Origin of the sequence: Streptomyces aurantiacus (genome assembly GCF_027107535.1) — a bacterium.
Classification (GTDB): Bacteria; Actinomycetota; Actinomycetes; order Streptomycetales; family Streptomycetaceae; genus Streptomyces.
Genome location: NZ_CP114283.1, coordinates 6,936,761 through 6,957,601, shown reverse-complemented (window position 1 = coordinate 6,957,601; position 20,841 = coordinate 6,936,761). Strand labels below are relative to the sequence as shown.

24 protein-coding genes and 2 pseudogenes are annotated in these 20,841 nt (G+C 72.2%); 20 read left to right on the top strand and 6 right to left on the bottom strand.

The window, feature by feature from the left end; genetic code table 11:
- Nucleotides 1-60: 60 nt before the first annotated feature.
- The 3 genes and pseudogenes from O1Q96_RS32960 to O1Q96_RS32950 all read left to right on the top strand — a co-directional run bounded on the left by O1Q96_RS32960 (nucleotide 61) and on the right by O1Q96_RS32950 (nucleotide 1,894).
- Nucleotides 61-291, top strand: coding sequence for a LapA family protein (locus tag O1Q96_RS32960; RefSeq protein ID WP_269251628.1), 231 nt, complete (start codon nucleotides 61-63; stop codon nucleotides 289-291).
- Nucleotides 292-411: 120 nt separating this feature from the next.
- Nucleotides 412-957 carry a GNAT family N-acetyltransferase gene (locus O1Q96_RS32955; RefSeq protein ID WP_269251627.1) on the top strand — a complete coding sequence of 182 codons (546 nt, stop codon included), beginning with the start codon at nucleotides 412-414 and terminating at the stop codon, nucleotides 955-957.
- Nucleotides 954-1,894: pseudogene (locus tag O1Q96_RS32950) on the top strand (arginase family protein). Before O1Q96_RS32955 ends, O1Q96_RS32950 begins: the two are co-directional and overlap by 4 nt.
- Nucleotides 1,895-2,029: 135 nt before the next feature.
- On the opposite strand, the gene O1Q96_RS32945 reads toward O1Q96_RS32950, so the two are convergent.
- Entirely contained in the window at nucleotides 2,030-2,383 is a 354-nt protein-coding gene (locus tag O1Q96_RS32945; RefSeq protein ID WP_269251626.1) for a VOC family protein, read from the bottom strand.
- 177 nt (nucleotides 2,384-2,560) lie between these two features.
- Here O1Q96_RS32945 and O1Q96_RS32940 point away from each other — a divergent pair, with 177 nt between their 5' ends.
- Entirely contained in the window at nucleotides 2,561-3,067 is a 507-nt protein-coding gene (locus O1Q96_RS32940; RefSeq protein WP_269251625.1) for a phage holin family protein, read from the top strand.
- A gap of 107 nt (nucleotides 3,068-3,174) precedes the next feature.
- Here the strand turns inward: O1Q96_RS32940 and O1Q96_RS32935 are convergent, their stop codons facing one another.
- Nucleotides 3,175-4,140: a TIGR03557 family F420-dependent LLM class oxidoreductase gene (locus O1Q96_RS32935; RefSeq protein ID WP_269251624.1), complete on the bottom strand. Its 966-nt coding sequence runs from the start codon at nucleotides 4,138-4,140 to the stop codon at nucleotides 3,175-3,177.
- A gap of 153 nt (nucleotides 4,141-4,293) precedes the next feature.
- Between O1Q96_RS32935 and O1Q96_RS32930 the strand changes: the two genes are divergently transcribed.
- The 13 genes and pseudogenes from O1Q96_RS32930 to O1Q96_RS32870 form a co-directional block, all read left to right on the top strand.
- A complete protein-coding gene (locus O1Q96_RS32930) occupies nucleotides 4,294-5,805 on the top strand; it encodes an NAD(P)/FAD-dependent oxidoreductase (RefSeq protein WP_269251623.1) in 1,512 nt (503 codons plus the stop codon).
- Nucleotides 5,802-7,649 carry a transketolase gene (locus tag O1Q96_RS32925; protein WP_269251622.1) on the top strand — a complete coding sequence of 616 codons (1,848 nt, stop codon included), beginning with the start codon at nucleotides 5,802-5,804 and terminating at the stop codon, nucleotides 7,647-7,649. The genes O1Q96_RS32930 and O1Q96_RS32925 overlap by 4 nt, the downstream gene beginning before the upstream one ends.
- 74 nt (nucleotides 7,650-7,723) lie before the next feature.
- Nucleotides 7,724-8,644 carry a non-homologous end-joining DNA ligase gene (gene ligD / locus O1Q96_RS32920; protein WP_269251621.1) on the top strand — a complete coding sequence of 307 codons (921 nt, stop codon included), beginning with the start codon at nucleotides 7,724-7,726 and terminating at the stop codon, nucleotides 8,642-8,644.
- Nucleotides 8,645-8,703: 59 nt separating this feature from the next.
- Nucleotides 8,704-9,060 carry a gas vesicle protein GvpO gene (locus O1Q96_RS32915; RefSeq protein WP_269251620.1) on the top strand — a complete coding sequence of 119 codons (357 nt, stop codon included), beginning with the start codon at nucleotides 8,704-8,706 and terminating at the stop codon, nucleotides 9,058-9,060.
- A 48-nt stretch (nucleotides 9,061-9,108) separates the two neighbouring features.
- The gene (locus O1Q96_RS32910; protein ID WP_269251619.1) at nucleotides 9,109-9,534 is read left to right on the top strand and encodes a gas vesicle structural protein GvpA; all 426 of its coding nucleotides are present in this window, start codon (nucleotides 9,109-9,111) and stop codon (nucleotides 9,532-9,534) included.
- Nucleotides 9,531-10,280, top strand: coding sequence for a GvpL/GvpF family gas vesicle protein (locus O1Q96_RS32905; RefSeq protein WP_269251618.1), 750 nt, complete (start codon nucleotides 9,531-9,533; stop codon nucleotides 10,278-10,280). The genes O1Q96_RS32910 and O1Q96_RS32905 overlap by 4 nt, the downstream gene beginning before the upstream one ends.
- A 25-nt stretch (nucleotides 10,281-10,305) precedes the next feature.
- Nucleotides 10,306-10,572, top strand: a complete 267-nt coding sequence (locus O1Q96_RS32900) for a gas vesicle protein GvpG (protein ID WP_217452897.1) — start codon at nucleotides 10,306-10,308, stop codon at nucleotides 10,570-10,572.
- On the top strand, nucleotides 10,569-11,291 hold the full coding sequence (locus O1Q96_RS32895) for a DNA primase (protein ID WP_269251617.1): 723 nt from the start codon (nucleotides 10,569-10,571) through the stop codon (nucleotides 11,289-11,291). Before O1Q96_RS32900 ends, O1Q96_RS32895 begins: the two co-directional genes overlap by 4 nt.
- A complete protein-coding gene (locus tag O1Q96_RS32890) occupies nucleotides 11,284-12,438 on the top strand; it encodes an SRPBCC family protein (RefSeq protein WP_269251616.1) in 1,155 nt (384 codons plus the stop codon). Before O1Q96_RS32895 ends, O1Q96_RS32890 begins: the two co-directional genes overlap by 8 nt.
- Entirely contained in the window at nucleotides 12,435-12,794 is a 360-nt protein-coding gene (locus O1Q96_RS32885) for a gas vesicle protein (RefSeq protein WP_217452894.1), read from the top strand. The genes O1Q96_RS32890 and O1Q96_RS32885 overlap by 4 nt, the downstream gene beginning before the upstream one ends.
- A complete protein-coding gene (locus O1Q96_RS32880; protein WP_269251615.1) occupies nucleotides 12,791-13,600 on the top strand; it encodes a GvpL/GvpF family gas vesicle protein in 810 nt (269 codons plus the stop codon). Before O1Q96_RS32885 ends, O1Q96_RS32880 begins: the two co-directional genes overlap by 4 nt.
- On the top strand, nucleotides 13,597-13,785 hold the full coding sequence (locus O1Q96_RS32875; RefSeq protein WP_269251614.1) for a gas vesicle protein: 189 nt from the start codon (nucleotides 13,597-13,599) through the stop codon (nucleotides 13,783-13,785). Before O1Q96_RS32880 ends, O1Q96_RS32875 begins: the two co-directional genes overlap by 4 nt.
- Nucleotides 13,786-13,949: 164 nt before the next feature.
- Nucleotides 13,950-14,222, top strand: a pseudogene (locus tag O1Q96_RS32870) (gas vesicle protein K); the annotation flags it as partial.
- 60 nt (nucleotides 14,223-14,282) lie between these two features.
- On the opposite strand, the gene O1Q96_RS32865 reads toward O1Q96_RS32870, so the two are convergent.
- Together O1Q96_RS32865 and O1Q96_RS32860 are read right to left on the bottom strand one after the other, a co-directional pair.
- Entirely contained in the window at nucleotides 14,283-15,098 is an 816-nt protein-coding gene (locus O1Q96_RS32865; protein WP_269251613.1) for a class I SAM-dependent methyltransferase, read from the bottom strand.
- Nucleotides 15,099-15,261: 163 nt separating this feature from the next.
- Nucleotides 15,262-16,752, bottom strand: a complete 1,491-nt coding sequence (locus tag O1Q96_RS32860; RefSeq protein WP_269251612.1) for a bifunctional phosphatase PAP2/diacylglycerol kinase family protein — start codon at nucleotides 16,750-16,752, stop codon at nucleotides 15,262-15,264.
- An 81-nt stretch (nucleotides 16,753-16,833) separates the two neighbouring features.
- Here O1Q96_RS32860 and O1Q96_RS32855 point away from each other — a divergent pair, with 81 nt between their 5' ends.
- Complete coding sequence (locus O1Q96_RS32855; RefSeq protein ID WP_269251611.1) at nucleotides 16,834-18,453, top strand: ABC-F family ATP-binding cassette domain-containing protein; 1,620 nt, start codon at nucleotides 16,834-16,836, stop codon at nucleotides 18,451-18,453.
- 177 nt (nucleotides 18,454-18,630) lie between these two features.
- Entirely contained in the window at nucleotides 18,631-18,867 is a 237-nt protein-coding gene (locus O1Q96_RS32850) for a DUF6158 family protein (protein ID WP_269251610.1), read from the top strand.
- Between the two features lie 191 nt (nucleotides 18,868-19,058).
- On the opposite strand, the gene O1Q96_RS32845 is transcribed toward O1Q96_RS32850, so the two are convergent.
- Together O1Q96_RS32845 and O1Q96_RS32840 are read right to left on the bottom strand one after the other, a co-directional pair.
- On the bottom strand, nucleotides 19,059-19,616 hold the full coding sequence (locus O1Q96_RS32845; protein WP_269251609.1) for a type 1 glutamine amidotransferase domain-containing protein: 558 nt from the start codon (nucleotides 19,614-19,616) through the stop codon (nucleotides 19,059-19,061).
- 255 nt (nucleotides 19,617-19,871) lie between these two features.
- Nucleotides 19,872-20,291: a DUF2795 domain-containing protein gene (locus O1Q96_RS32840; RefSeq protein WP_269251608.1), complete on the bottom strand. Its 420-nt coding sequence runs from the start codon at nucleotides 20,289-20,291 to the stop codon at nucleotides 19,872-19,874.
- A gap of 207 nt (nucleotides 20,292-20,498) precedes the next feature.
- Between O1Q96_RS32840 and O1Q96_RS32835 the strand changes: the two genes are divergently transcribed.
- Nucleotides 20,499-20,657, top strand: a complete 159-nt coding sequence (locus O1Q96_RS32835; protein ID WP_269251607.1) for a hypothetical protein — start codon at nucleotides 20,499-20,501, stop codon at nucleotides 20,655-20,657.
- Nucleotides 20,658-20,841: the final 184 nt, after the last annotated feature.

Here is a 20,841-nt window from a genome sequence, read left to right as displayed (position 1 = left end):
TCTCACCCGGAGGAACCCCTCGCCGCGCGTGGGCCCCGCTCCTGCGCCCATGCTGACCACATGAGCCCGAAGACTTCGCAGAGCGCCGGCGGCGGGAACCTGCTGACCCCCGGCCGGGTGGCCGTCGTCGTGCTGGCCGTTCTCGCCCTGGTCTTCATCTTCGAGAACACCCGGGCCACCAAGATCCGCCTGCTGGTTCCCGAGGTGACCATGCCCCTGTGGATGGCGCTGCTCGGCACCGCGCTGGTCGGCGCGCTGTGCGGGGCCCACTTCTCGGGGCGCCGGAGATAGGCGGCCGGGTGCCCCTCGAAGGGCGCCCCCTCGGCGGCGCGGACAACCTCGCGACCGGCCCCCGCAGGCCCGCGGCGTCGCACCATGCGCAGGGCGGAGCGTCCGGCGTACCGTTGCCGGATGTCCGCCACCAGCGAGTACCTCGCCGAAGGCCCCCGTGTGGGCATACGCCCCTTCACCCTGGAGGACGGCGCCGAGTTCACCGCCCGGGTGCGGGAGAGCAAGGCCCTGCACCAGCCGTGGCTGTTCCCGCCCGCCACCCCCACCGCCTACACCTCGTACGCGGGGCGGCTGATCGACGACCCGACGAAGGCCGGGTTCTTCGTCTGCGAGAAGGACGGCGGGGGGATCGCCGGGTTCGTCAACATCAACAACATCGTCGAGGGCGCCTTCCAGTGCGGGGCGCTCGGATACGGGGCCTTCGCGCACGCGGCCGGACGCGGGCTCATGAGCGAGGGACTCGGCCTGGTCGTGCGGTACGCGTTCGACAGACTCGGCCTGCACCGGCTGGAGATCAACGTGCAGCCGGACAACGCGGCCTCGATCGCGCTCGCCCGGAGCTGCGGGTTCCGGCTGGAGGGATTCTCGCCGGAGTTCCTCTTCATCGACGGGGCCTGGCGGGACCACGAGCGCTGGGCCCTCACCGCCGATAGGGTTCGAACATGAGTGCCCTTCGGAATCTCGTCGTTCTGGACGCCCCGTCGAACCTGGGGCTCCGCCCGCCCGCCCCGGGCACCGTGCCCGGCTGCTACAAGCTCGCCGGAGCCCTGCGCGAACAGCGGATCGTGGTGGGGGTCCCCCCGCGCCCTTAAGGCAGTGGGGGAGGCTGAACGCACTGGAGGGCAAAGTGGTCGTACCGCCGCGTTACGACCGGGGTGACTGGCAGGAGGGCGACGGCGTCTTCAACGCCGCCGCGCTCGCCGCGTACACGCGCACGCTCGCCGACCGCATCGAGGGACATGTGCGGGCCGGTGACCTGCCCGTCGTCCTCGGCGGCGACTGCTCCATCCAGCTCGGCGCCTCACTCGCGCTGCGCCGCGTCGGACGCTACGGACTCGCGGCGGTGGACGCCTCGCACGACTTCCGGCACCCGGGCAACTCCGACCGGATCGGCGCGGCAGGCGGCGAGGAAGTGGCCCTGGCGACCGGCCGGGGCCAGGACGACCTGACGGACCTGGAGGGGCTCAAGCCCTACCTGCGGGACGAGGACGCACGGTTCTTCGGGATCCGTGACGCCTTCGAGGACGACCGGGCCGAACTGGCCGCACTGAAGATCCCCACCGTGACGGTCGGCGACATCCGGGAGTGGGGCGCCGACGCCCTGGCCACGGCCACCGCGCAGGCCTTCGACGTGCCGGACCTGGACGGCTTCTGGGTGCATCTCGACGCCGACGTGCTCGACCCGTCCGTGATGCCCGCCGTGGACAGCCCCGACCCCGACGGACTGCTGCCCGAGGAACTCGTCGCGCTGCTGCGGCCGTTGGTGCGCTCCCCGCACTGCGCCGGCTTCAACGTCACCATCTACGACCCCGACCTGGACCCCGGTCAGGCCGCGGGCGCCCTCCTCGCCGACGTCGTCGTCGCGGCCTTTGCGCAATCCTGACCGGGAGGGCCCCTGGTCGGCTCGTCGTCCCCGCTGCTCCGTGGTCGACGTGACGACCCGGATCACCGACGAACCCCTGCCGGAGCGCCACGACTTCCGGATGCGGGCGCCGGCCCCCGACGGCGCCGGGTGAACCTACTCCGGCGTGCGGCGGTCCACGTACTCGTACACGTAGCCGTCCGGGTGCATCGCGATCAGGTTGCGGCCCGCCGGTGTCGCCACCGGGCCCGCGAGGACGTGGGCCCCCGACTCGGTGAGTACCCGGTGGGCTTCGTCGACGTCCTGCACGGCGATGGTCGCCGAGACCTTGCGGAGCACGTCGAGCTCCGACTTCGGCCCGCTCATCAGCAGGAAGCAGCCGACCGCGGCGACCGAGACGCCGCCGCGCTCGAAGCGGAGCGCCGGGCCGCCCGCCAGCTTCTCGTAGAAGGGGACCGCGGTCTCCAGGTCGTCGACGCAGATACGCAGCGTGGCTCCCAGAATGTCCATGCGGACGAGCCTAGTTGGGGCCGACCCCGGGCGAGATCGTTTCGTACGGATCCCGCGCGTCGGCCGCGTCCACCGCGCCGCCCGGGCATTTCCGCACGCGGCGCACGGCTCGCGCACGGAGGCGTGGGCGCCCTGAGGGAGGCGTTACGGGCCGGGGGCCGCGGGTACCCGGCGGCCATGGATCGAATCGAACATCTGGACAAGCGTCTGGCCGACGAGCTGGCACAGGTGGCCCGTGAGGCCATACGCGAGGAGCTGCGGGAGCAGACCCGCAAGCAGCGTCGTACGGCCGCGCTGTACGCCGCGTCCGGTGCTCTCGCCCTGTACGCGGGCGCGGCCCTCGCGCTCGCGGCCGGCCTCGCCCTCGCGCTCGGTCTGCCCGACTGGGCGGCCGCGCTGATCATCGCGGCCGTGCTCGGCGCGCTGGCGTACGTGCTGCGCAACGCGGCGCGGCCGTCGGCCTCCCGGCCCACGCCGGAACAGGCCGCTCAGCGGCCCGGCGAGGGCGTCACCGGCCGTGCGGCCCCCGGGATGCCGGCCGGCGGGCCCGCCGTTCCGCCGATGCCGCCCGTCGCGCCCGACGCCGTGAGCGGGTCGGCGGGAGCACCCGGCACGAGCACACCCCCGGCGCCCGGCGCGGGCGGGGCCACCGGTCCCGCCGCCCCGCACCACCGCGCGGAGTGAACCGCGCGTACGAAACGGCGGGTCCGCCCGGTCCGGGCGGACCCGCCTGCCTGCCGGAGAGCCGCTGATTCCGCCGGAGTCGGCGGCTTTCTGCCGTCCGGGGTGTCTCAGCGGGTCCCCTCCTGGAGTTGCGGCAGCACCTTCGTGCGGTAGAAGTCGAAGAAGCCGCGCTGGTCGGGGCCGATCTGGTTGACGTAGACACGGTCGAAGCCCGCGTCGGCGAAAGCGGCGAGCGCGGCGACATGCTCGTCGACGTCGTCCCCGCACACCGTGTTCTCGCTGACCATCTCCTCCGTCACCAGCGGCTCCAGCTGCTCGAAGTGCTTCGGCGAGGGGAGGACCTGACCCATCTCGCCGGGCAGCAGCTGGTTGGACCAGAGCCGGCGGACCGTACGCACGGCCTCGTCGCGGTCCTGGCCGTAGCAGACCTTCGTGCCGCCGCCGGCGGGTTTGGCGCCCCCGCCGCCCCGCCGGAACTGCTCCACCATGGGCTCGTCCGGAGCCATGGTGACGAAGCCGTCCCCGATCCGCGCCGCGAGGGCCGTCGCCTGGGGGCCGAAGCCCGAGATGTCGATGGGCACGGGCTCGTCGGGGACCGTGTAGAGCCGGGCGTTGTGGACCGTGTAGTGGGGCCCGGAGTGGTTGACCTCCTCGCCGGTGAAGAGCTTGCGCATCACCTGGACCGCCTCCTCCAGCATCTCCAGCCGGATGTGCGCGGGCGGCCAGGCATCACCGAGGACGTGCTCGTTCAGGGCCTCACCGGACCCCACACCGAGCCGGAAGCGGCCCTCCGTCATCACCGCGCTCGTGGCCGCCGCCTGCGCCACCACCGCCGGGTGGATCCGGACGGTCGGACAGGTCACCGCCGTCGCGATCGGCAGGGACACGGCCTCCGACAGGGCGCCGATCACCGACCAGACGAAGGGGCTCTGGCCCTGCGCGTCGTTCCACGGGTGGTAGTGGTCCGAGATCCACAGCGACTGGAACCCGGCCTGCTCGGCCATTCTGGCCTGCTCGACGAGGTCCTGGGGAGCGAACTCCTCGGTGGACAGGAAATAGCCGTATTCGGGCATGGTGCACCTCCGTGACGGCCCTGGTGGGGGCCGATCTGCGGGTAACCCCGGGGCCCGGCGCGAAACGCCGTGGGCCGGGGCCCGCGACGTTTGGGCACTCGGGCCAGGGGGACGCGGAAGGCCCCGCACGAGCGACCCCGCCGGAGGCGACCCATGAGCCGACCCCGTGTCGTGATAGTCGGAGCAGGATTCGCCGGGTACCGGACGGCGCAGACCCTGTCCCGGCTGACCCGGCACAGGGCCGACATCGTCCTGCTGAATCCGACGGACTACTTCCTGTACCTGCCTCTGCTGCCACAGGTCGCCTCCGGGGTCCTGGAGCCCCGTCGCGTCACTGTCTCCCTGACCGGCACCCTGCCGGGGGTACGCCTCGTGCTCGGTGAGGCGGACGGCATCGACCTCGACGGGCGCACGGTCCACTACACCGGCCCCGAGGGCGGCGAGGGCACGCTCTCCTACGACCGGCTCGTGCTCGCCGCCGGCAGCGTCAACAAGCTGCTGCCCGTCCCGGGCGTGGCCGAGCACGCGCACGGCTTCCGGGGACTGCCCGAGGCGCTGTACCTGCGCGACCACGTGATCCGGCAGGTGGAGCTCGCGGCCACCACCGAGGATCCCGGGATCCGCGCCGCGCGGTGCACCTTCGTCGTCGTGGGAGCCGGCTACACCGGCACCGAGGTGGCCGCGCACGGGCAGCTGTTCACCGACGCACTGGTGCGCAGGCGGCCCCTTCGCGGAGGCTCACGGCCACGCTGGATGCTGATCGACATCGCCTCGCGTGTGCTGCCGGAGATGGACGAGCGGCTGTCGCGGACCGCCGACCGCGTGCTGCGGCAGCGAGGCGTCGACGTCCGTACCGGAACGTCCGTGAAGGAGGCCACCCCGGACGGGGTGCTGCTCAGCGACGGTGACTTCGTCAGCACACGGTCCCTGGTCTGGTGCGTCGGCGTCCGTCCCGATCCGCTGGCCGAGCAGCTCGGGCTGCCCATGGAACGCGGCCGGCTGCTCGTCGAGCCGAACCTCCGGGTGCCGGGCCGGCCCGAGGTGTTCGCCTGCGGTGACGCGGCCGCCGTGCCCGATCTGGAGAAGCCGGGCCAGTACACGCCGATGACCGCACAGCACGCCTGGCGGCAGGGGAGGACGGCCGGGCGGAACGTCGCCGCCTCGCTCGGCGTCGGCGACCCCGCCCCCTACCGGCACCGCGACCTGGGCTTCGTCGTCGACCTCGGCGGCGTGAAGGCCGCCGCCAACCCGCTCGGCGTGCCGCTCTCCGGGCCCCTCGCCGGAGCCGTCACCCGCGGCTACCACCTGGCCGCGATGCCCGGCAACCGCATCCGGGTCGCCGCGGACTGGCTCCTGGACGCCGCACTGCCACGGCAGGCCGTCCAGCTGGGCCTCGTCCGCTCCTGGTCGGTACCGCTGGACACGACTTCCCCCGAGCTGCCCCGGATGCCGGGCCGGCCTCACGGAGGAACGGCCCCCGACGGCGAGCACCCGCCGACGCCGGGACGCGCGGCCCCCGTGTCCGGGGCCCCCGTGTCCGGGGCATCCGCGGCAGCCGGTCCCGGGGGTCGCCCGGCGTATGCCGAGCCCGCGGTGCCGGGATCCGCCCGCCCCGACGAGCCGGCCGCACCCCGACCCGAACACCCTGTGGAAGGAATCTCATGAGCACCCCCCGACTCACCGAACTGGGGCAGCAGTTGCGCGTCGACAGTGTGCGCGCGGCCGCCGCGGCGGGCTCCGGGCACCCCACCTCCTCGATGTCCTCCGCCGACCTCATGGCGGTCCTGCTCGCCCGGCGGCTGCGCTACGACTTCGACCGGCCCTCCCATCCGGGCAACGACCGCTTCGTCCTCTCCAAGGGGCACGCCTCGCCGCTGCTGTACGCCGCCTACAAGGCCGCCGGGGCGATCGACGACAGCGAGCTCCTGACCTTCCGCACCCTGGGCAGCAGGCTCGAAGGGCACCCGACGCCCCGTCGGCTGCCATGGGTGGAGACGGCCACCGGATCGCTGGGCCAGGGCCTGCCGGTCGGGGTGGGCATCGCCCTGTCGGGCAAGCGGCTCGACCGGGTCGGCTACCGGGTGTGGGTGTTGTGCGGCGACAGCGAGCTGGCCGAGGGCTCCGTCTGGGAGGCGGCCGAGCACGCCGCACACGAGCACCTCGACAACCTCACCGCGATCGTGGACGTCAACCGGCTGGGCCAGCGCGGCCCGACCCGCCACGGCCACGACCTCGACGCGTACGCCCGCCGCTTCCAGGCCTTCGGCTGGCACACCGTCGAGGTGGACGGCCACGACGTCGACGCCATCGACCGGGCGTACGGCGAGGCGGCCTCCACGGCCGGACAGCCGACCGTGATCCTGGCCCGCACCCTCAAGGGCAAGGGCGTCGCGGCCGTCGAGGACCGCGAGGGCCTGCACGGCAAGCCGCTGCCCGACGCCGACGAGGCGATCGGGGAACTCGGCGGGGTGCGCGACCTGCGGGTCGAGGTCCAGCAGCCGCCCGCCGCACGGATGCTGCACGCCGTCCGGGCCGGACACCTGGAGCTGCCACGCTGGGACGCCGGCGACGAGGTCGCCACCCGTGACGCCTACGGCCAGGCCCTCGCCGCGCTCGGCACCGCCCACGGAAACGTCGTCGCCCTCGACGGCGAGGTCAGCGACTCGACACGCGCCGAGGCCTTCGCGAAGGAGCACCCGGACCGGTTCTTCGAGTGCTACATCGCCGAGCAGCAACTCGTCGCGGCGGCCGTGGGGCTCGCCTCGCGCGGCTGGGTGCCGTACGCGTCGAGCTTCGCCGCGTTCCTCACCCGCGCCCACGACTTCGTCCGGATGGCAGCGATCAGCGGGACCGGCCTCAACCTCGTCGGCTCGCACGCCGGCGTCGCGATCGGCGAGGACGGGCCCTCCCAGATGGGCGTCGAGGACCTGGCGATGTTCCGGGCGGTGTACGGCTCGACCGTGCTCTACCCGTGCGACGCCAACCAGACGGCCGGGCTCGTCGCCACGATGGCGGGCCTGGAGGGGATCCGCTACCTGCGGACCTCACGCGGCGCGATGCCCGTCGTGTACGGCCCGGACGAGGAGTTCCCGGTCGGCGGCAGCAAGGTGCTGCGGTCCTCCCCGGAGGACCGGCTGACCGTCGTCGCCGCCGGGGTGACCGTGCACGAGGCGCTGAAGGCCGCGGACGCGCTCGCCGACGACGGCATTCCCGTGCGGGTCGTCGACCTGTACTCCGTCAAGCCGGTCGACCGCCAGACCCTGCGCGAGGCCGCCGAACAGACCGGCTGCCTGGTCACCGTGGAGGACCACCACGAGGAGGGCGGCATCGGGGACGCCGTTCTCGACGCGTTCCTCGACGGCCGCCCCACCCCGCGTCTGGTCCGTCTCGCCGTACGCGCCATGCCCGGCTCGGCCACCCCCGCCGAACAGCTGCGAGCGGCCGGTATCGATGCCGAGTCGATCGCCGCGGCGGTGAAGCTGCTGGTGGAGAACGCGGTGGTGCGGTGACCGCCGACGGCGCGCGAGCGCAGGGACGCTCGCGGAAGGAACCGGACCGGAAGGAACGACCGGAGGGAACCGCCGTGCGGACCGTACGCGCGGGCCGGCGCACCGTCGAGGTGCACCGGCCGGACAAGGTGCTGTTCCCCGGCGGCGGAGGGGCGAAGGAGTACACGAAGGCCGACCTCGTCGAGTACTACCGGGAGATCGCCCCGTTCATGCTGCCGCACCTGCGGGGACGGCCGCTGATGCTGGAGCGGTACCCGGACGGGCTCGACGGGCCGAGGTTCATGCAGAAGAACGTCCCGGACCACTGTCCGGACTGGATCAGGCGCGTCGAGGTGCCCAAGGAGGGCGGCACGGTCCTGCACCCCGTCTGCGAGGACACCGCGACCCTCGTCTACCTCGCCGACCAGGCCGCCCTGACCCTGCACCGGTGGCTGGCCCGGGCCCCGTCCGACGGCCCGGTCGACCGGCCGGACCGGATGGTCTTCGACCTGGACCCCGCGACCGACGACTTCGAGCCGGTACGCGACACCGCCCGGCTCCTCGGTGAACTCCTCGACGAACTCAGGCTGCCCTCCGCCCTGATGACCACCGGCTCACGCGGCCTGCACGTCGTCGTACCGCTCAACGGGCACCACGACTTCGACGAGGTGCGCCGCTTCGCCAAGGACACCGCCGACGCGCTCACCGAGGCCCACCCCGACCGGCTCACCACCAAGGCCCGCAAGAAGGACCGCGGCGACCGGCTCTACTTGGACATCCAGCGCAACGCCTACGCCCAGACCGCGGTCGCCCCGTTCACCGTCCGCGCCACACCCGGCGCCCCCGTCGCCGTACCCGTCACCTGGGATCAACTCGACGATCCGGAACTCGGCGCACGCCGCTGGACCATCGCGGACGCCGCCGACCAGGCACGCACCAACCCCTGGTCAGGCCTGCTGCGAAGCGGGCGGGCGCTCGGGCCCGCCCGGCGCCGGCTGAACGCCCTGCGCGGCTGATCACCGAAGCTCATAGGTTTGGCCGACGATCGCCGGGCCACTCGATGAACGAGGTGGCCATGTCGAACACATCCAACACATCAGATTCACAGAGTTCATCGAACTCGTCCAAGGGCAAGCAGCAGGACGCGGCGGAGGACGACGAGTTGGGGCCCATGGAGGTGCTGCGCCAGGCGCGCGCCCAACTCGCGGAGCTGACCGGCATGGAGGCCGAGTCGGTGTCGTCCTTCGAGCGGACCGACGACGGCTGGACGCTGGAGATCGAGGTCCTGGAACTCGTCCGGGTCCCCGACACCATGAGCCTGCTCGCGACGTACGAGGTGAGCCTCGATCCGCGGGGCGGGCTCACCGGCTATCGCCGCGTCCGACGCTACGAACGCGGGAGGGCCGATGCGCGCAAGCCCGGCGGCCGGTAGACGGCCCGTCCGCTCACACACCCCCACTCACCAGGAGGTCCGGTAGGTATGACCGTTGTTCCGGCACAGCAATCCGGCGGCGGAGGCGGCTCCAGCGGCCTCTACGACGTGCTCGAGCTCGTTCTCGACCGGGGGCTCGTCATCGACGCCTTCATTCGGGTCTCTCTCGTCGGCATCGAGATCCTGAAGATCGACATCCGTGTCGTCATCGCCAGCGTGGACACCTACCTGCGCTTCGCGGAGGCGTGCAACCGGCTCGACCTGGAGGCCGGGTCCAAGCGCAGTCCCGGGCTCCCCGACCTGGTCGGCGACATCACCGAGTCCGGTGCGCGCGGCAAGTCCAAGGGGGCGCTGTCGGGTGCGGCCGAGACCATCTCGGACGCGTTCAAGCAGTCCCGTGAGGAGAGCCAGACCGAGTCGCGGCCGCGTGCCCGTAAGTCGACCGCCTCGCGCCGGAAGGAGGAGCAGGAGTGAGCACGTACGTCTACGGCATCACGTCCAGTTCGCAGCCCACGCTCCCGGACGGCACGGAAGGCGTCGGCGAGCCGCCCCTGCCGGTGCGCGTCATCAAGGAGGGCGACCTCGCCGCGGTCGTCAGTGACGCGCCCGAGGGGCTGCGGCCCAAGCGCAGGGACCTGCTCGCCCACCAGAACGTGCTGGCCGAGGCCGGCGCCGCCGGACCGGTGCTGCCCATGCGGTTCGGCAGTGTGTCGCCCGACGACGCGGCCGTGACCAGCGTCCTGGCCGAGCGCGCCGACCACTTCAAGGAGCGCCTCGAAGCGCTGGCGGGCAAGGTCGAGTACAACGTCAAGGCCACGCACGACGAAGAGGCCGTACTGCACCGGGTGATGTCCGAGAACCCCGAGGTCAGGGCGCTCACGGAGGCCAACCGAAGCGCGGGCGGCGGCAGTTACGACGACAAGCTGCGGCTGGGCGAGATGGTGGTCGCCGCGGTGAAGCACCGCGAGGTGGAGGACGCCGCGCAGATCCAGCAGCTCCTGGAGCCGGTCGCCGCCGCGGTGAGCGCGGGCCCCGAGTCCACTGGCTGGCTGGCCAACCTCTCGTTCCTCGTGGACCGGGACGAGGCCGAGACGTTCATCGCCACCGTCGAGGAGGTCCGCAAGGGACACCCGCACCTGGACCTGCGCGTCCACGGACCGCTGCCCCCCTACAGCTTCGTCGAGCCAGGTCCGTCCCAGCCCGCCGAGGCGAGCAACTGAGCGCCTGACCACAGGAGTTGATGGCATGGGGCTGATCGGAGAAGTCCTGATGCTGCCGTTCGCCCCCGTGCGCGGCAGCCTCTGGGCCATGGAGCAGGTGGTGAACGAGGCCGAGCGCCAGTACTACGACCCGGCGGCGGTCCGCGCCGAGCTCGGCAAACTCGAGGAACGCCTCGAGGCCGGCGAGATCGACGAAGCGGAGTTCGACCGCATGGAGGACGAGCTCCTCGACAGGCTGGAGATAGCCATGAGCAGGGGCACCGGAGCAGGCAACAACGGGACGACACGATGAACCGACTAGGGCTTGGCCTCGCCGTAGGGGCCGGATACGTCCTCGGACGTACCAAGAAGATGAAACTGGCGTTCGCCGTCGGCACGATGGTCGCCGGCAAGCGGATGCAGCTCAGCCCGCGTGCGCTCGCGGACCTGGTCTCCCAGCAGCTGCAGAACAACCCGCAGTTCAAGGAGATCGGCGACCAGCTGCGTCAGGACCTGCGCGGTGTGGGCAAGGCCGCCTCCGGAGCGCTCGTCGAGCGGCAGATCACGGGTCTCGCCGACCGGCTGCACGGACGGACCAGCCAGGTGCAGGACCAGCTCGCGGGCGTGGTCCCGGACGCGGTCCCGGACGTCCCCGGGGCGCGAAAGAAGAAGCGCCGCCAGGACGAAGAGCCGGAAGACGAGTACGACGAGGACGAGTACGACGAGGACGAGCGGTACGACGACTCGGACGACGCGCCTCGCACCACGGATGACGTGGACGACGACGAGGCGGCGGACCGCGGGTCGGCCGACGACGGGTCCGACGACGGAGCCGAGGACAGTCCGCCGCCTCGCAAGCGGGCTCCGGCGAAGAAGACCGCGAAGAAGGCCGCGGAGAAGCGGAGCCCCGCCAAGGAGGCTCCGGCGAAGAAGACGGCGGCGAAGGCCGCGAAGAAGGCTCCGGCGAAGAAGACGGCCGCGCGCCGCACCACCCGGGCCCGTACGACGAGGGGAGGCGGCGACGATGACTGACACCCTCGGGTCCGCGACCAAGCAGGCCAAGAGCAACCCGTTGACCTCCGTCGCCCAGAGCGAGGCGGTCGACCGGCTCAAGGAAGAGGCCCAGGCGTACCTGGCCGCCCAGACCCAGCGGCTGCTGGTCGGCTTCGGGCACAAGCTCGGTGCGACGACGGGCAAGCTCAACGACATCGCCTCGGGCGAGAGCCCCGGCTTCGCCAGGCTCGCAGTCGACGGCGGCCGCAAGCTGTCCGAGGGCAAGGGGCCGATGAGGACCGCGCTGGAGCTCGGTGCGGGCCGCGCCAAGGACAGCGTGGTCGGCGCCTTCAAGAACCTGACCGGCGGCAAGGGCAAGCGCAAGGGCGGCTCGGGTCAGAAGCCGACCGTCATCATCGAGTTCATCGATGTCGGCGTGCCGCTGCGCACGGCGTACGACCAGTGGACCCAGTACCAGGACTTCAGCACCTTCGCCAAGGGCGTCAAGAGCGCGAGCGGTGCCGACGACACGACGTCCGACTGGCAGATGAAGATCTTCTGGTCCAGCCGCAGCTGGAAGGCGCACACCACCGAGCAGGTGGCGGACCAGCGGATCAGCTGGACGTCGGAGGGCGCCAAGGGCACCACGAAGGGCGTCGTCACCTTCCACTCGCTCGCCGAGAACCTCACCCGCGTCCTGCTGGTCATCGAGTACTACCCCAAGGGGCTGTTCGAGAAGACCGGCAACATCTGGCGCGCCCAGGGCCGCAGGGCCCGCCTCGACCTCAAGAACTTCGCCCGGTTCATCACGATCAAGGGTGAGGCCGACGACGGCTGGCGCGGTGAGATCCGCGACGGCGAGGTGGTCACGAGCCACGAGGACGCTGTCGCCGAGGAGGAGTCCGAGCAGACTTCGGAGGACGCGGAGGACGCGGAAGCCTCGGCCGACGAGGAGGCCCTGGAGGACGAGGAGTCCGCCGAGTACGAAGAGGTCCCCGAGGACGAGGAGGTCCTTGAGGACGAGGACCAGCCCGAGTCCGAGTACGAGGAGGAGGACGAGGAGGCGTACGAGGACGAGGACGCCCCGGAGTCCGAGTACGAGGACGAACCGGAGGAAGAGGAAGCCGTCGAGGAAGAGACGGACGAGCGCGATCGTGAGCCCGCCGGTACCCGGAGCCGTCGATGACCACGGCTCAGCGCCTGCCCGACCCCTACGGGAGCGGTGGCGGTGCCAACCTCGCGGACATCCTCGAACGGGTGCTGGACAAGGGCATCGTGATCGCGGGCGACATCCGCATCAATCTGCTCGACATCGAACTGCTCACCATTAAGCTGCGCCTCATCGTCGCCTCCGTCGACAAGGCCAAGGAGATGGGCATCGACTGGTGGGAGACCGATCCACAGCTCTCCTCCCGTGCAGGGCGCGACGAACTCGCCCGTGAGAACGCCGAGTTGCGCGCCCAGGTCGCGGAGCTGGAGAACACGCGCGCCGCGGTGCCCGCGCGCGAGCGTGAACCCTCGGAGGAGGAGGCCCAAGGATGAGTGGTCTGCGCTACGTCTACGCCGTGTGCCGCCCGTTCGGTACGTCCCTGCCGCGTCAGCTGACGGGGGTCGGTGGTGTGCCGCCCAAGCAACTGGTCCACCACGGGCTGGTCGCCGTCGTCGGCCAGGTGCCGGAGGAGGATTTCGCCGAGCAGCCGCTGCGGGCCCATCTGGAGGACCTGGACTGGCTCGGCACGACCGCGCGGGCCCACCAGAACGTGATCGACGCGCTCACCGTCGTCACCTCGCCGCTGCCGCTCCGGCTCGCCACCGTGTTCCGGGACGACAGCGGCGTCCGGACGATGATGGAGCAGCGGGAGGAGACCTTCCTGCGGACCCTCGACCGGCTCGACGGGCGGGTCGAATGGGGAGTGAAGGTGTACGCGGAATCCGCGGAGGGCTCCGGGGACGCGGAATCCGCCGGGACCCCGGCTGCCTCCGCGGACACCGGTGCCCGGGCGGCTTCCTCCGCCGGGAAATCCGTGTCGGGGCGCGACTATCTGAGGCAACGGCGCAGTCAGCGCAAGGCCAGCGAGGAGAAGTGGGAGCACGCCGAGGAGTTCGCGCGGCGGCTGCACGGCTCCCTTTCCGGGTACGCGGAGGACACCCGGATCCACGCCCCGCAGAACGCGGCGCTCTCCCGCGCATCCGGCCAGAACATCCTGAACGCCGCCTATCTGGTGCCGCGTTCGGAGTCCGAGGCGTTCGTGGAGATGGTGGACCGCACCAAGGACGACGCTCCCGGCCTGCGTGTCGAGCTCACCGGTCCCTGGGCGGCCTACTCGTTCAGCGGGGAGGACGCGTGACTGTCGTGGAACGCCGGGAGATCGCCCTCGTCGATCTGCTCGACCGGCTGCTCGCGGGCGGTGTCGTCATCACCGGTGATCTCACGCTGCGGATCGCCGACGTCGATCTCGTGCGCATCGACCTGAACGCGCTCATCAGCTCGGTGAACGAAAAGGTCCCCGCACCCTGGGGGGACCTGTCGTGAGCGGGGAAACGGCCGGCAGGACCTACGCGCAGAGCGGCGGGGAGGTTCCCGGGAGGGCAGGCGGCGAGCCGGCCCTCGTCGGCAGGGCCGGCGCCGAGGCCGCGGGGAAGGCCGGTGAGGGGTCGTCCCGGGGGGCCGGCGCGGGACCTGCCGGGAAGACCGGGCGGAACCGCCTCGACCTCGAACCGGACACCGTGGAGCGGGATCTGGTCAAGCTCGTGCTGACCGTGGTCGAACTGCTGCGGCAGTTGATGGAGCGGCAGGCCATACGCCGGTTCGACACGGGCGAGCTGACGGAGGAGCAGGAGGAGCGGATCGGTCTCACCCTGATGCTTCTGGACGACCGGATGGCCGAGCTGCGTGATCGCTACGGACTGCGGCCCGAGGACCTGAATCTGGACCTGGGGCCGCTCGGACCGCTGCTCCCCAGGGAGTAGGGCTGCCGACAGGCACCTACCACCGGCACCAGCGGCCCCCGGGTTTCCCGAAACGGGAGATCAGGCCGGTTTCCGGCACAGAATCTCCCCGTGCAGGACGGAGAACCACGCGTCCTCCTGCCGGCCCCACTCCCGCCAGGCCTCCGCCACCGCGTGCAGTTGCTCCGCGGTGGCGTGGCCGCCCTCCGTGGCGCGGTCCGCGTAGGCGGAGGCGACCGTGCGGTCCGCCCACAGGCCGCTCCACCAGGCGCGCTCCTCGGCCGTGGAGTAGCACCAGGTGCTCGAGGAGGCGGTGACGTCCTCGAAGCCGGCCTCCAGGGCCCAGGACTTCAGGCGTCGCCCGGCATCCGGCTCACCGCCGTTGGCGCGGGCCACCCGGCGGTACAGGTCCAGCCAGTCGTCCATGCCGCGGGACGGGGGGTACCAGGTCATCGCCGCGTAGTCCGAGTCGCGGACGGCGACGAACCCACCCGGCTTCGTGACCCGGTACATCTCCCGCAGCGCCTGAACCGGGTCGCCGACGTGCTGCAGCACCTGGTGGGCGTGGACCACGCAGAAGGTGTTGTCCGGCCGGTCCAGCGCGTGGACGTCCGCCACCGCGAACTCGACGTTCCGCAGGCCGCGTTCGGCCGCGGTGGCGCGGGCCAGGTCCAGGATGCCCGGCGCGTGGTCGACGCCGGTGACGTGACCGTCCGGGACCAGCTCGGCCAGGTCGGCGGTGATGGTGCCCGGCCCGCAGCCGATGTCCAGGATCCGCATGTGGGGCTTCAGCGAGCCGAGGAGGTAGGCCGCCGAGTTCTCGGCCGTGCGCCAGGTGTGGGAGCGCAGTACGGACTCGTGGTGGCCGTGCGTGTAGACGGCGGTCTCCTTCGGCATGGCGGCGTCCCCATTCCCTCGTACGAGCCCGCGGAGCGACTCCGCGGGCTCGTGTCACGTTACGCCGCCATTTCGGATTGTGAGACCCGCGTCTTATCATGTGGACGAGCGGGGTGTCGGCGGCGGAGCCGGTGGACGGTGACGACGGGTGACGAGGCGGAGGTCAGCGGTTTCGGGCCGGACGGTAGACCGTCAGCGCCTCCGGGAGCTTCTGGAGCGTCACATCGCCCTCCACCGTGGTGACTTCGCCGTCGAAGGCCAGCAGGGTGCCCGGCTCGACGCCCTGCACGCGCAGGCCGCCGACCCGTACCGCCGCGTGCGCGGGGGAGCGGGTCAGCGGTCCGGCGACGGCCGCGGCGAAGAGGCGCACGGCCGGGAAGCGGCCCCCGTGCACCACACGCACGTCGAGCCGGCCGTCCGCGAGGTCGTACCGGCGGGCGGGCAGCGGCCCCATCCGGTGATAGGTGCCGTTCCCGGCGAACAGGAGCCACAGCGGCCTTTCCCTGCCGTCGAACTCGGCCCGCAGGGGGTGACGTTCGTGGCGCAGGACGCGCAGGGCCGCGACGACTCCGGCCGGCCAGCCGCCGATCCGCCCGGACCAGCGGTCCCGCTCGCGGACCAGCTCGGGATAGACGCCCAGGCTGCACGTGTTGAGGAAGAAGCCCTCCTGGTCACCGGCGGAGAACCGGCCCACGTCCACCCGTACGGCGTCCCCCGCCGTCAGCGCACTGCTCAGGCCGCGAACGTCCTCCACGCCCAGGTCCTGCGCGAAGTGGTTGAGGGTGCCGCCCGGCAGCACCGCGAGCGGGAGCCCGCGGCGCAGCGCCACGGTCGCCGCCGTGTTCACCGTGCCGTCGCCGCCGCACACCCCCAGCACCGTGGCGCGACTCGCCGCCTTCTCCAGCTCGGCCTGCAGATCGGCCGGTTCGCACTCCACGATCTCCGCGAGCGGCAGGGCGTCACCGATGGCGCGCATGCGTTCCCAGGTGCCCGCCGCCTTGTTGGCCACGAGCACCAGCCCCTCTCCGTCCGGCAGCGCGGGCGCGTCCGCGCGCGGGCGCCCCGGGGGCGGCAGCTGGTCACGGGTCGGCACGAGACGGCGTACGGCGAACGCGGCGGCCGCGCCGAAGGCGGCCCCGGCGAGCACGTCGCTCGGGTAGTGAGCGCCCGTGTAGATGCGGGACAGGCACACCGCCGCGGCCACCGGGGCGACGACGGCGCCGAGCGGGCGGGACTCCAGGGCGACGCCCGTCGCGAAGGCCGCCGCCGACGCCGAGTGCCCCGAGGGGAAGGAGGTGGTGATCGGCTGCCGCTTCAGCTGCCGCATCACCGGCACGCCGTCCAGCAGGGGGCGCGGACGGCGTACCGAGCGCTTGCCCAGCGTGTTGATCGTGGCCGAGGCCAGGGCCAGCGAGGCGACACCGCGGGCGGCCGCACGGCGCGCCCGCGGGGAGCGTGTCGCCGCCAGAGCCGCCGCCGCGCCGAACCACAGCACCCCGTGGTTGGCGCTGCGGCTCAGCCTCGGCAGCAGCGGGTCGGCACCCGGCCAGTGCCGGGCCGCGACGGCCTGGAAGAGGCGACAGTCCAGGGCCAGCAGCCGGTCGCGCACGGCATGGCCGGCTCGGGTGGCGGTGAGGTCTACGTCTGCGGTCATGCTCCATCGTCTACCCCGGCGGCCCCGTACCTCGCATATCCGTTTGCTCCGTCCCCCGTCCGCCCCGGACAATGCGCGACCATGGGACATCTCGAAGCCGCGCACCTTGAGTACTACCTCCCCGACGGGAGGGCGCTGCTCGGCGATGTGTCCTTCCGGGTGGGCGAAGGGGCGGTGGTCGCGCTCGTGGGGCCCAACGGCGCAGGGAAGACGACGCTGCTCCGGCTGATCTCGGGGGAGCTGAAACCGCACGGCGGCACCGTCACGGTGAGCGGCGGGCTCGGCGTGATGCGCCAGTTCGTGGGATCGGTCCGGGACGAGACGACCGTGCGCGATCTGCTCGTGTCGGTCGCCCAGCCCCGGATCCGGGAGGCCGCCCGGGCCGTCGACCGCGCCGAGCACGCCATCATGACGGTCGACGACGAGGCCGCGCAGATGAGTTACGCGCAGGCGCTCTCGGACTGGGCGGAGGTCCAGGGGTACGAGGCGGAGACGCTCTGGGACATCTGCACCACGGCCGCCCTCGGCGTGCCGTACGACAAGGCGCAGTTCCGCGAGGTGCGGACCCTGTCGGGCGGTGAGCAGAAGCGGCTCGTGCTGGAGGCGCTGCTGCGCGGCACCGACGAGGTGCTCCTGCTCGACGAACCGGACAACTACCTCGACGTCCCCGGCAAGCGCTGGCTCGAGGAGCGGCTGCGGGAGACCCGCAAGACGGTCCTGTTCGTCTCCCACGACCGGGAGCTGCTCGCGCGGTCAGCCGAGAAGATCGTCAGCGTGGAGCCGGGGCCCGCGGGCGCCGACGCCTGGGTGCACGGCGGTGGCTTCGCCACGTACCACGAGGCCCGCCGCGAGCGCTTCGCGCGCTTCGAGGAGCTGCGGCGGCGCTGGGACGAGAAGCACGCCCAGCTGAAGAAGCTGGTGCTGAGCCTGCGCCAGGCGGCCTCCATCAGCCATGAACTGGCCTCGCGCTATCAGGCCGCCCAGACCCGGCTGCGGAAGTTCGAGGAGGCCGGTCCGCCGCCGGAGCCGCCCCGCGAGCAGGACATCACGATGCGCCTGCACGGCGGACGCACCGGCGTACGGGCCGTGACGTGCGAGGGGCTCGAACTCACCGGGCTGATGAAACCCTTCGACCTGGAGGTCTTCTACGGCGAGCGGGTCGCGGTGCTCGGCTCGAACGGCTCGGGCAAGTCGCACTTCCTGCGCCTGCTCGCGGGCGGCGACGTGAAGCACACGGGGGAGTGGAAGCTCGGCGCGCGGGTCGTGCCCGGTCACTTCGCGCAGACCCACGCGCATCCCGAACTGGTAGGGCGCCCGCTGCTCGACATCCTGTGGACCGAGCACGCCCAGGACCGCGGCGCCGCGATGTCCCGGCTGCGGCGGTACGAGCTGACGGCTCAGGCGGAGCAGCGGTTCGACCGGCTCTCGGGCGGTCAGCAGGCCCGTTTCCAGATCCTCCTGCTCGAACTGGAGGGCTCCACGGCCCTGCTCCTCGACGAGCCCACCGACAACCTCGACCTGGAGTCGGCCGAAGCCCTTCAGGAAGGGCTGGAGGCCTATCAGGGAACGGTGCTGGCCGTCACCCACGACCGGTGGTTCGCTCGTTCGTTCGACCGATATCTGGTGTTCGGCAGCGACGGACGGGTGCGGGAGACGCCGGAGCCGGTATGGGACGAGCGCCGGGTGGAGCGGGCCCGCTAGCCGCTCGCCCCGTTCCCCGCGCCCCTGCGGGAGCGTGCGGGCCCGAGGTGTTCGTAAAGTGGGGAGTGGCAGGCGGGATCCGTTGCTCCTCCCCCTCCCGGGTGCCGCCCGGGACATGGCCGACCCGGTGGGGGTACCCGGACCGTGCCGACGGACAAGACGATCGGGGTTACCACCATGACCGGAGTCGACCCGGGCCTTCTGGACGACCAGCAGCTGATGAGAGAGCTGGAGACGATCCACCGCACCCGTCACGACACGCTGCTGCACGGCTCGAACGACGCCCTGCGCACGCACAACGTCCGGATGGCCGAGCTGGAGGGCGAGTACCTGCGTCGCAACCCGCGCCGACCGGTCACCCCGGGCAGAACCCGCACGGGAGCACGGGAGCGCCGGCCGGACGCCGGTGTGTGACCCCTGCCCGGCCCCACGCCGGCACGGCCGGCCCCGGCGACGCCCGCCGCAGAGCCTCACCCGTTCCGGAGGCGGCGCTGCTCCGGACACGCAACGGCCCCCGCTCGGTGAGCGGGAGCCGTCGGGGCCGAGCCGTACGTCCGGAGCCGGAGTGGCCGGACGGCCAGAATCCCGGCGTACGAGACCGGGCGTCAGCCCTGCTTCGTCGACCTGCTGTGCTTCTGGAACTCCGGTACGAACGCCTCGCAGAACGCCTTGAGGTCGTCCGGCTTGCGGCTGGTGACGAGCGTCGCGGGCCCCGCCTCGCAGACCGACACCTGCTCGTCGACCCAGGTGCCGCCCGCGTTGCGGATGTCCGTGCACAGGCTCGGCCACGAGGTCAGGGTGCGGCCGCGGACCACGTCGGCCTCGATGAGCGTCCACGGGGCGTGACAGATCGCGGCGACCGGGCGCCCCTGCTCGAAGAAGTCACGGACGAACGCCACGGCCTGCCCGTCGGTGCGCAGCGCGTCCGGGTTGGCCACGCCGCCCGGCAGCACCAGGCCGTCGAAGGAGTCGGCCGTGGCCTCACCCACGACCTGCTGCACGGGGAACACGTCCGCCTTGTCGAGATGGTTGAACGCCTGGATCTGCCCCGGCTCCGTCGACAGCAGCACGGGCTCGCCACCCGCGTCGACGACGGCGTGCCAGGGGTCGGTGAGTTCGATCTGCTCGACGCCCTCCGGCGCCATCAGAAACGCGATACGCATGTGGGTTTCCAGTCCTTTCTCCGCGGATTCGTGCGGCGTCACCCGGTGTCTTTCCGGACGACCGGGTCGAGCCCGGGTTCTCGGAGACGGTGAGGAGCGCCCGGGTCGGCGACGCCGACCGCGCGGACGCCCTCGACGGCGCGCGGGTGTCGTCCCGGCCTGTCGGAACGCCGGCGATCCCGCCGTCGTCCCCGGCCACCAGGACATCGCCGATGCCCCGCCGTCACGTCGCCGCAGTACCCCTGAGGCGGCGGGCTATGCCTCCGGCGCCGGTTCGCCGGGCGCGACGGCACCGCCGGACCCGGTGCGGACGACGGCCTCGGCCAGCTCCCGCGCGTTGGCGTAGCGCGCCTCCTCCGGCAGGTGCTCCAGTGGTTCCACGAGAGCGTCCGGCACGTACTGACTCCGCAGGACGTCGGCCAGTTCGCGGGGGCCCGCGGGGAACGACGTACGGCCCAGATGCCGGGCCAGTTCGAGACGGACGGCCGCCACGGGCGCGTGGTCCGTGCCCGGCCGCACCGGTCCTCCGGCGATCGGCGGATCGTCGTCGGCGACCGGTTCCGGGTCGTTCCACTCCTCCACCCGGGTCGGATGGCCCGACCGCAGCAGACCCTGCAATTCGTGCTTCATCTCCTCGTCACGGTGGGCGCTGAGGCGGTTGCTGCCTCGCTCCATGTGTCCCTCCAGATGTTCGGGGTCGGCCGCCCGTGTACCCGAGCCCCGGACGTCGACACGGAGGGGTTCGGACCGACTGGGTCCGAGGAGGTTCGCGGGTGGCTCGAGGAGGCTTCGCGAAGGGTCCGCACGAGGGGTTTGTCCGTCAGGGACAGGGAGACCCGGCCTGCGCTCCTCACCGCGATCCCCCTGGGGAAGGACAGGATCATGGCGGTTCTCGCCGTGCTCATCCCGATAGTGATGCTGGGCGTGGTCCTGGCACTCGGCCGCTACGAGGAATGGCTGCTCCCGGACGAGGACTGGCTGCTCCCGGGTCCACCCGTCCACCAGCCCATGGAGGCGGAGGGCACCGCGCTGAGCCACTGACCGGACGGAACGCCTCCCGTACGGCATGTGCCCAAACCTTCCGAACTCCGGCGAACCCACCCGTGTTTGCCCCGCATGACGCGGGGCAGGCGCGTAAGCAGTGCTTCGGACAGGAGGCACGTCCGTGGGAGTAGTGAATGCCCGCCCACGGGTGTGCCCGTCCGGCTCAGGGTGCGCTCTCACG

Coding starts and splice junctions, on each gene's coding strand:
- O1Q96_RS32945 (WP_269251626.1), bottom strand. CDS start 2,383: ATGGACATTCTGGGAGCCACGCTGCGTATCTGCGTCGACGACCTGGAG.
- O1Q96_RS32910 (WP_269251619.1), top strand. CDS start 9,109: ATGACCGTTGTTCCGGCACAGCAATCCGGCGGCGGAGGCGGCTCCAGC.
- O1Q96_RS32855 (WP_269251611.1), top strand. CDS start 16,834: ATGGGACATCTCGAAGCCGCGCACCTTGAGTACTACCTCCCCGACGGG.
- O1Q96_RS32915 (WP_269251620.1), top strand. CDS start 8,704: ATGTCGAACACATCCAACACATCAGATTCACAGAGTTCATCGAACTCG.
- O1Q96_RS32865 (WP_269251613.1), bottom strand. CDS start 15,098: ATGCCGAAGGAGACCGCCGTCTACACGCACGGCCACCACGAGTCCGTA.
- O1Q96_RS32850 (WP_269251610.1), top strand. CDS start 18,631: ATGACCGGAGTCGACCCGGGCCTTCTGGACGACCAGCAGCTGATGAGA.
- O1Q96_RS32935 (WP_269251624.1), bottom strand. CDS start 4,140: ATGCCCGAATACGGCTATTTCCTGTCCACCGAGGAGTTCGCTCCCCAG.
- O1Q96_RS32925 (WP_269251622.1), top strand. CDS start 5,802: ATGAGCACCCCCCGACTCACCGAACTGGGGCAGCAGTTGCGCGTCGAC.
- O1Q96_RS32840 (WP_269251608.1), bottom strand. CDS start 20,291: ATGGAGCGAGGCAGCAACCGCCTCAGCGCCCACCGTGACGAGGAGATG.
- O1Q96_RS32900 (WP_217452897.1), top strand. CDS start 10,306: ATGGGGCTGATCGGAGAAGTCCTGATGCTGCCGTTCGCCCCCGTGCGC.
- O1Q96_RS32940 (WP_269251625.1), top strand. CDS start 2,561: ATGGATCGAATCGAACATCTGGACAAGCGTCTGGCCGACGAGCTGGCA.
- O1Q96_RS32890 (WP_269251616.1), top strand. CDS start 11,284: ATGACTGACACCCTCGGGTCCGCGACCAAGCAGGCCAAGAGCAACCCG.
- O1Q96_RS32960 (WP_269251628.1), top strand. CDS start 61: ATGAGCCCGAAGACTTCGCAGAGCGCCGGCGGCGGGAACCTGCTGACC.
- O1Q96_RS32845 (WP_269251609.1), bottom strand. CDS start 19,616: ATGCGTATCGCGTTTCTGATGGCGCCGGAGGGCGTCGAGCAGATCGAA.
- O1Q96_RS32835 (WP_269251607.1), top strand. CDS start 20,499: ATGGCGGTTCTCGCCGTGCTCATCCCGATAGTGATGCTGGGCGTGGTC.
- O1Q96_RS32880 (WP_269251615.1), top strand. CDS start 12,791: ATGAGTGGTCTGCGCTACGTCTACGCCGTGTGCCGCCCGTTCGGTACG.
- O1Q96_RS32895 (WP_269251617.1), top strand. CDS start 10,569: ATGAACCGACTAGGGCTTGGCCTCGCCGTAGGGGCCGGATACGTCCTC.
- O1Q96_RS32955 (WP_269251627.1), top strand. CDS start 412: ATGTCCGCCACCAGCGAGTACCTCGCCGAAGGCCCCCGTGTGGGCATA.
- O1Q96_RS32885 (WP_217452894.1), top strand. CDS start 12,435: ATGACCACGGCTCAGCGCCTGCCCGACCCCTACGGGAGCGGTGGCGGT.
- O1Q96_RS32860 (WP_269251612.1), bottom strand. CDS start 16,752: ATGACCGCAGACGTAGACCTCACCGCCACCCGAGCCGGCCATGCCGTG.
- O1Q96_RS32930 (WP_269251623.1), top strand. CDS start 4,294: ATGAGCCGACCCCGTGTCGTGATAGTCGGAGCAGGATTCGCCGGGTAC.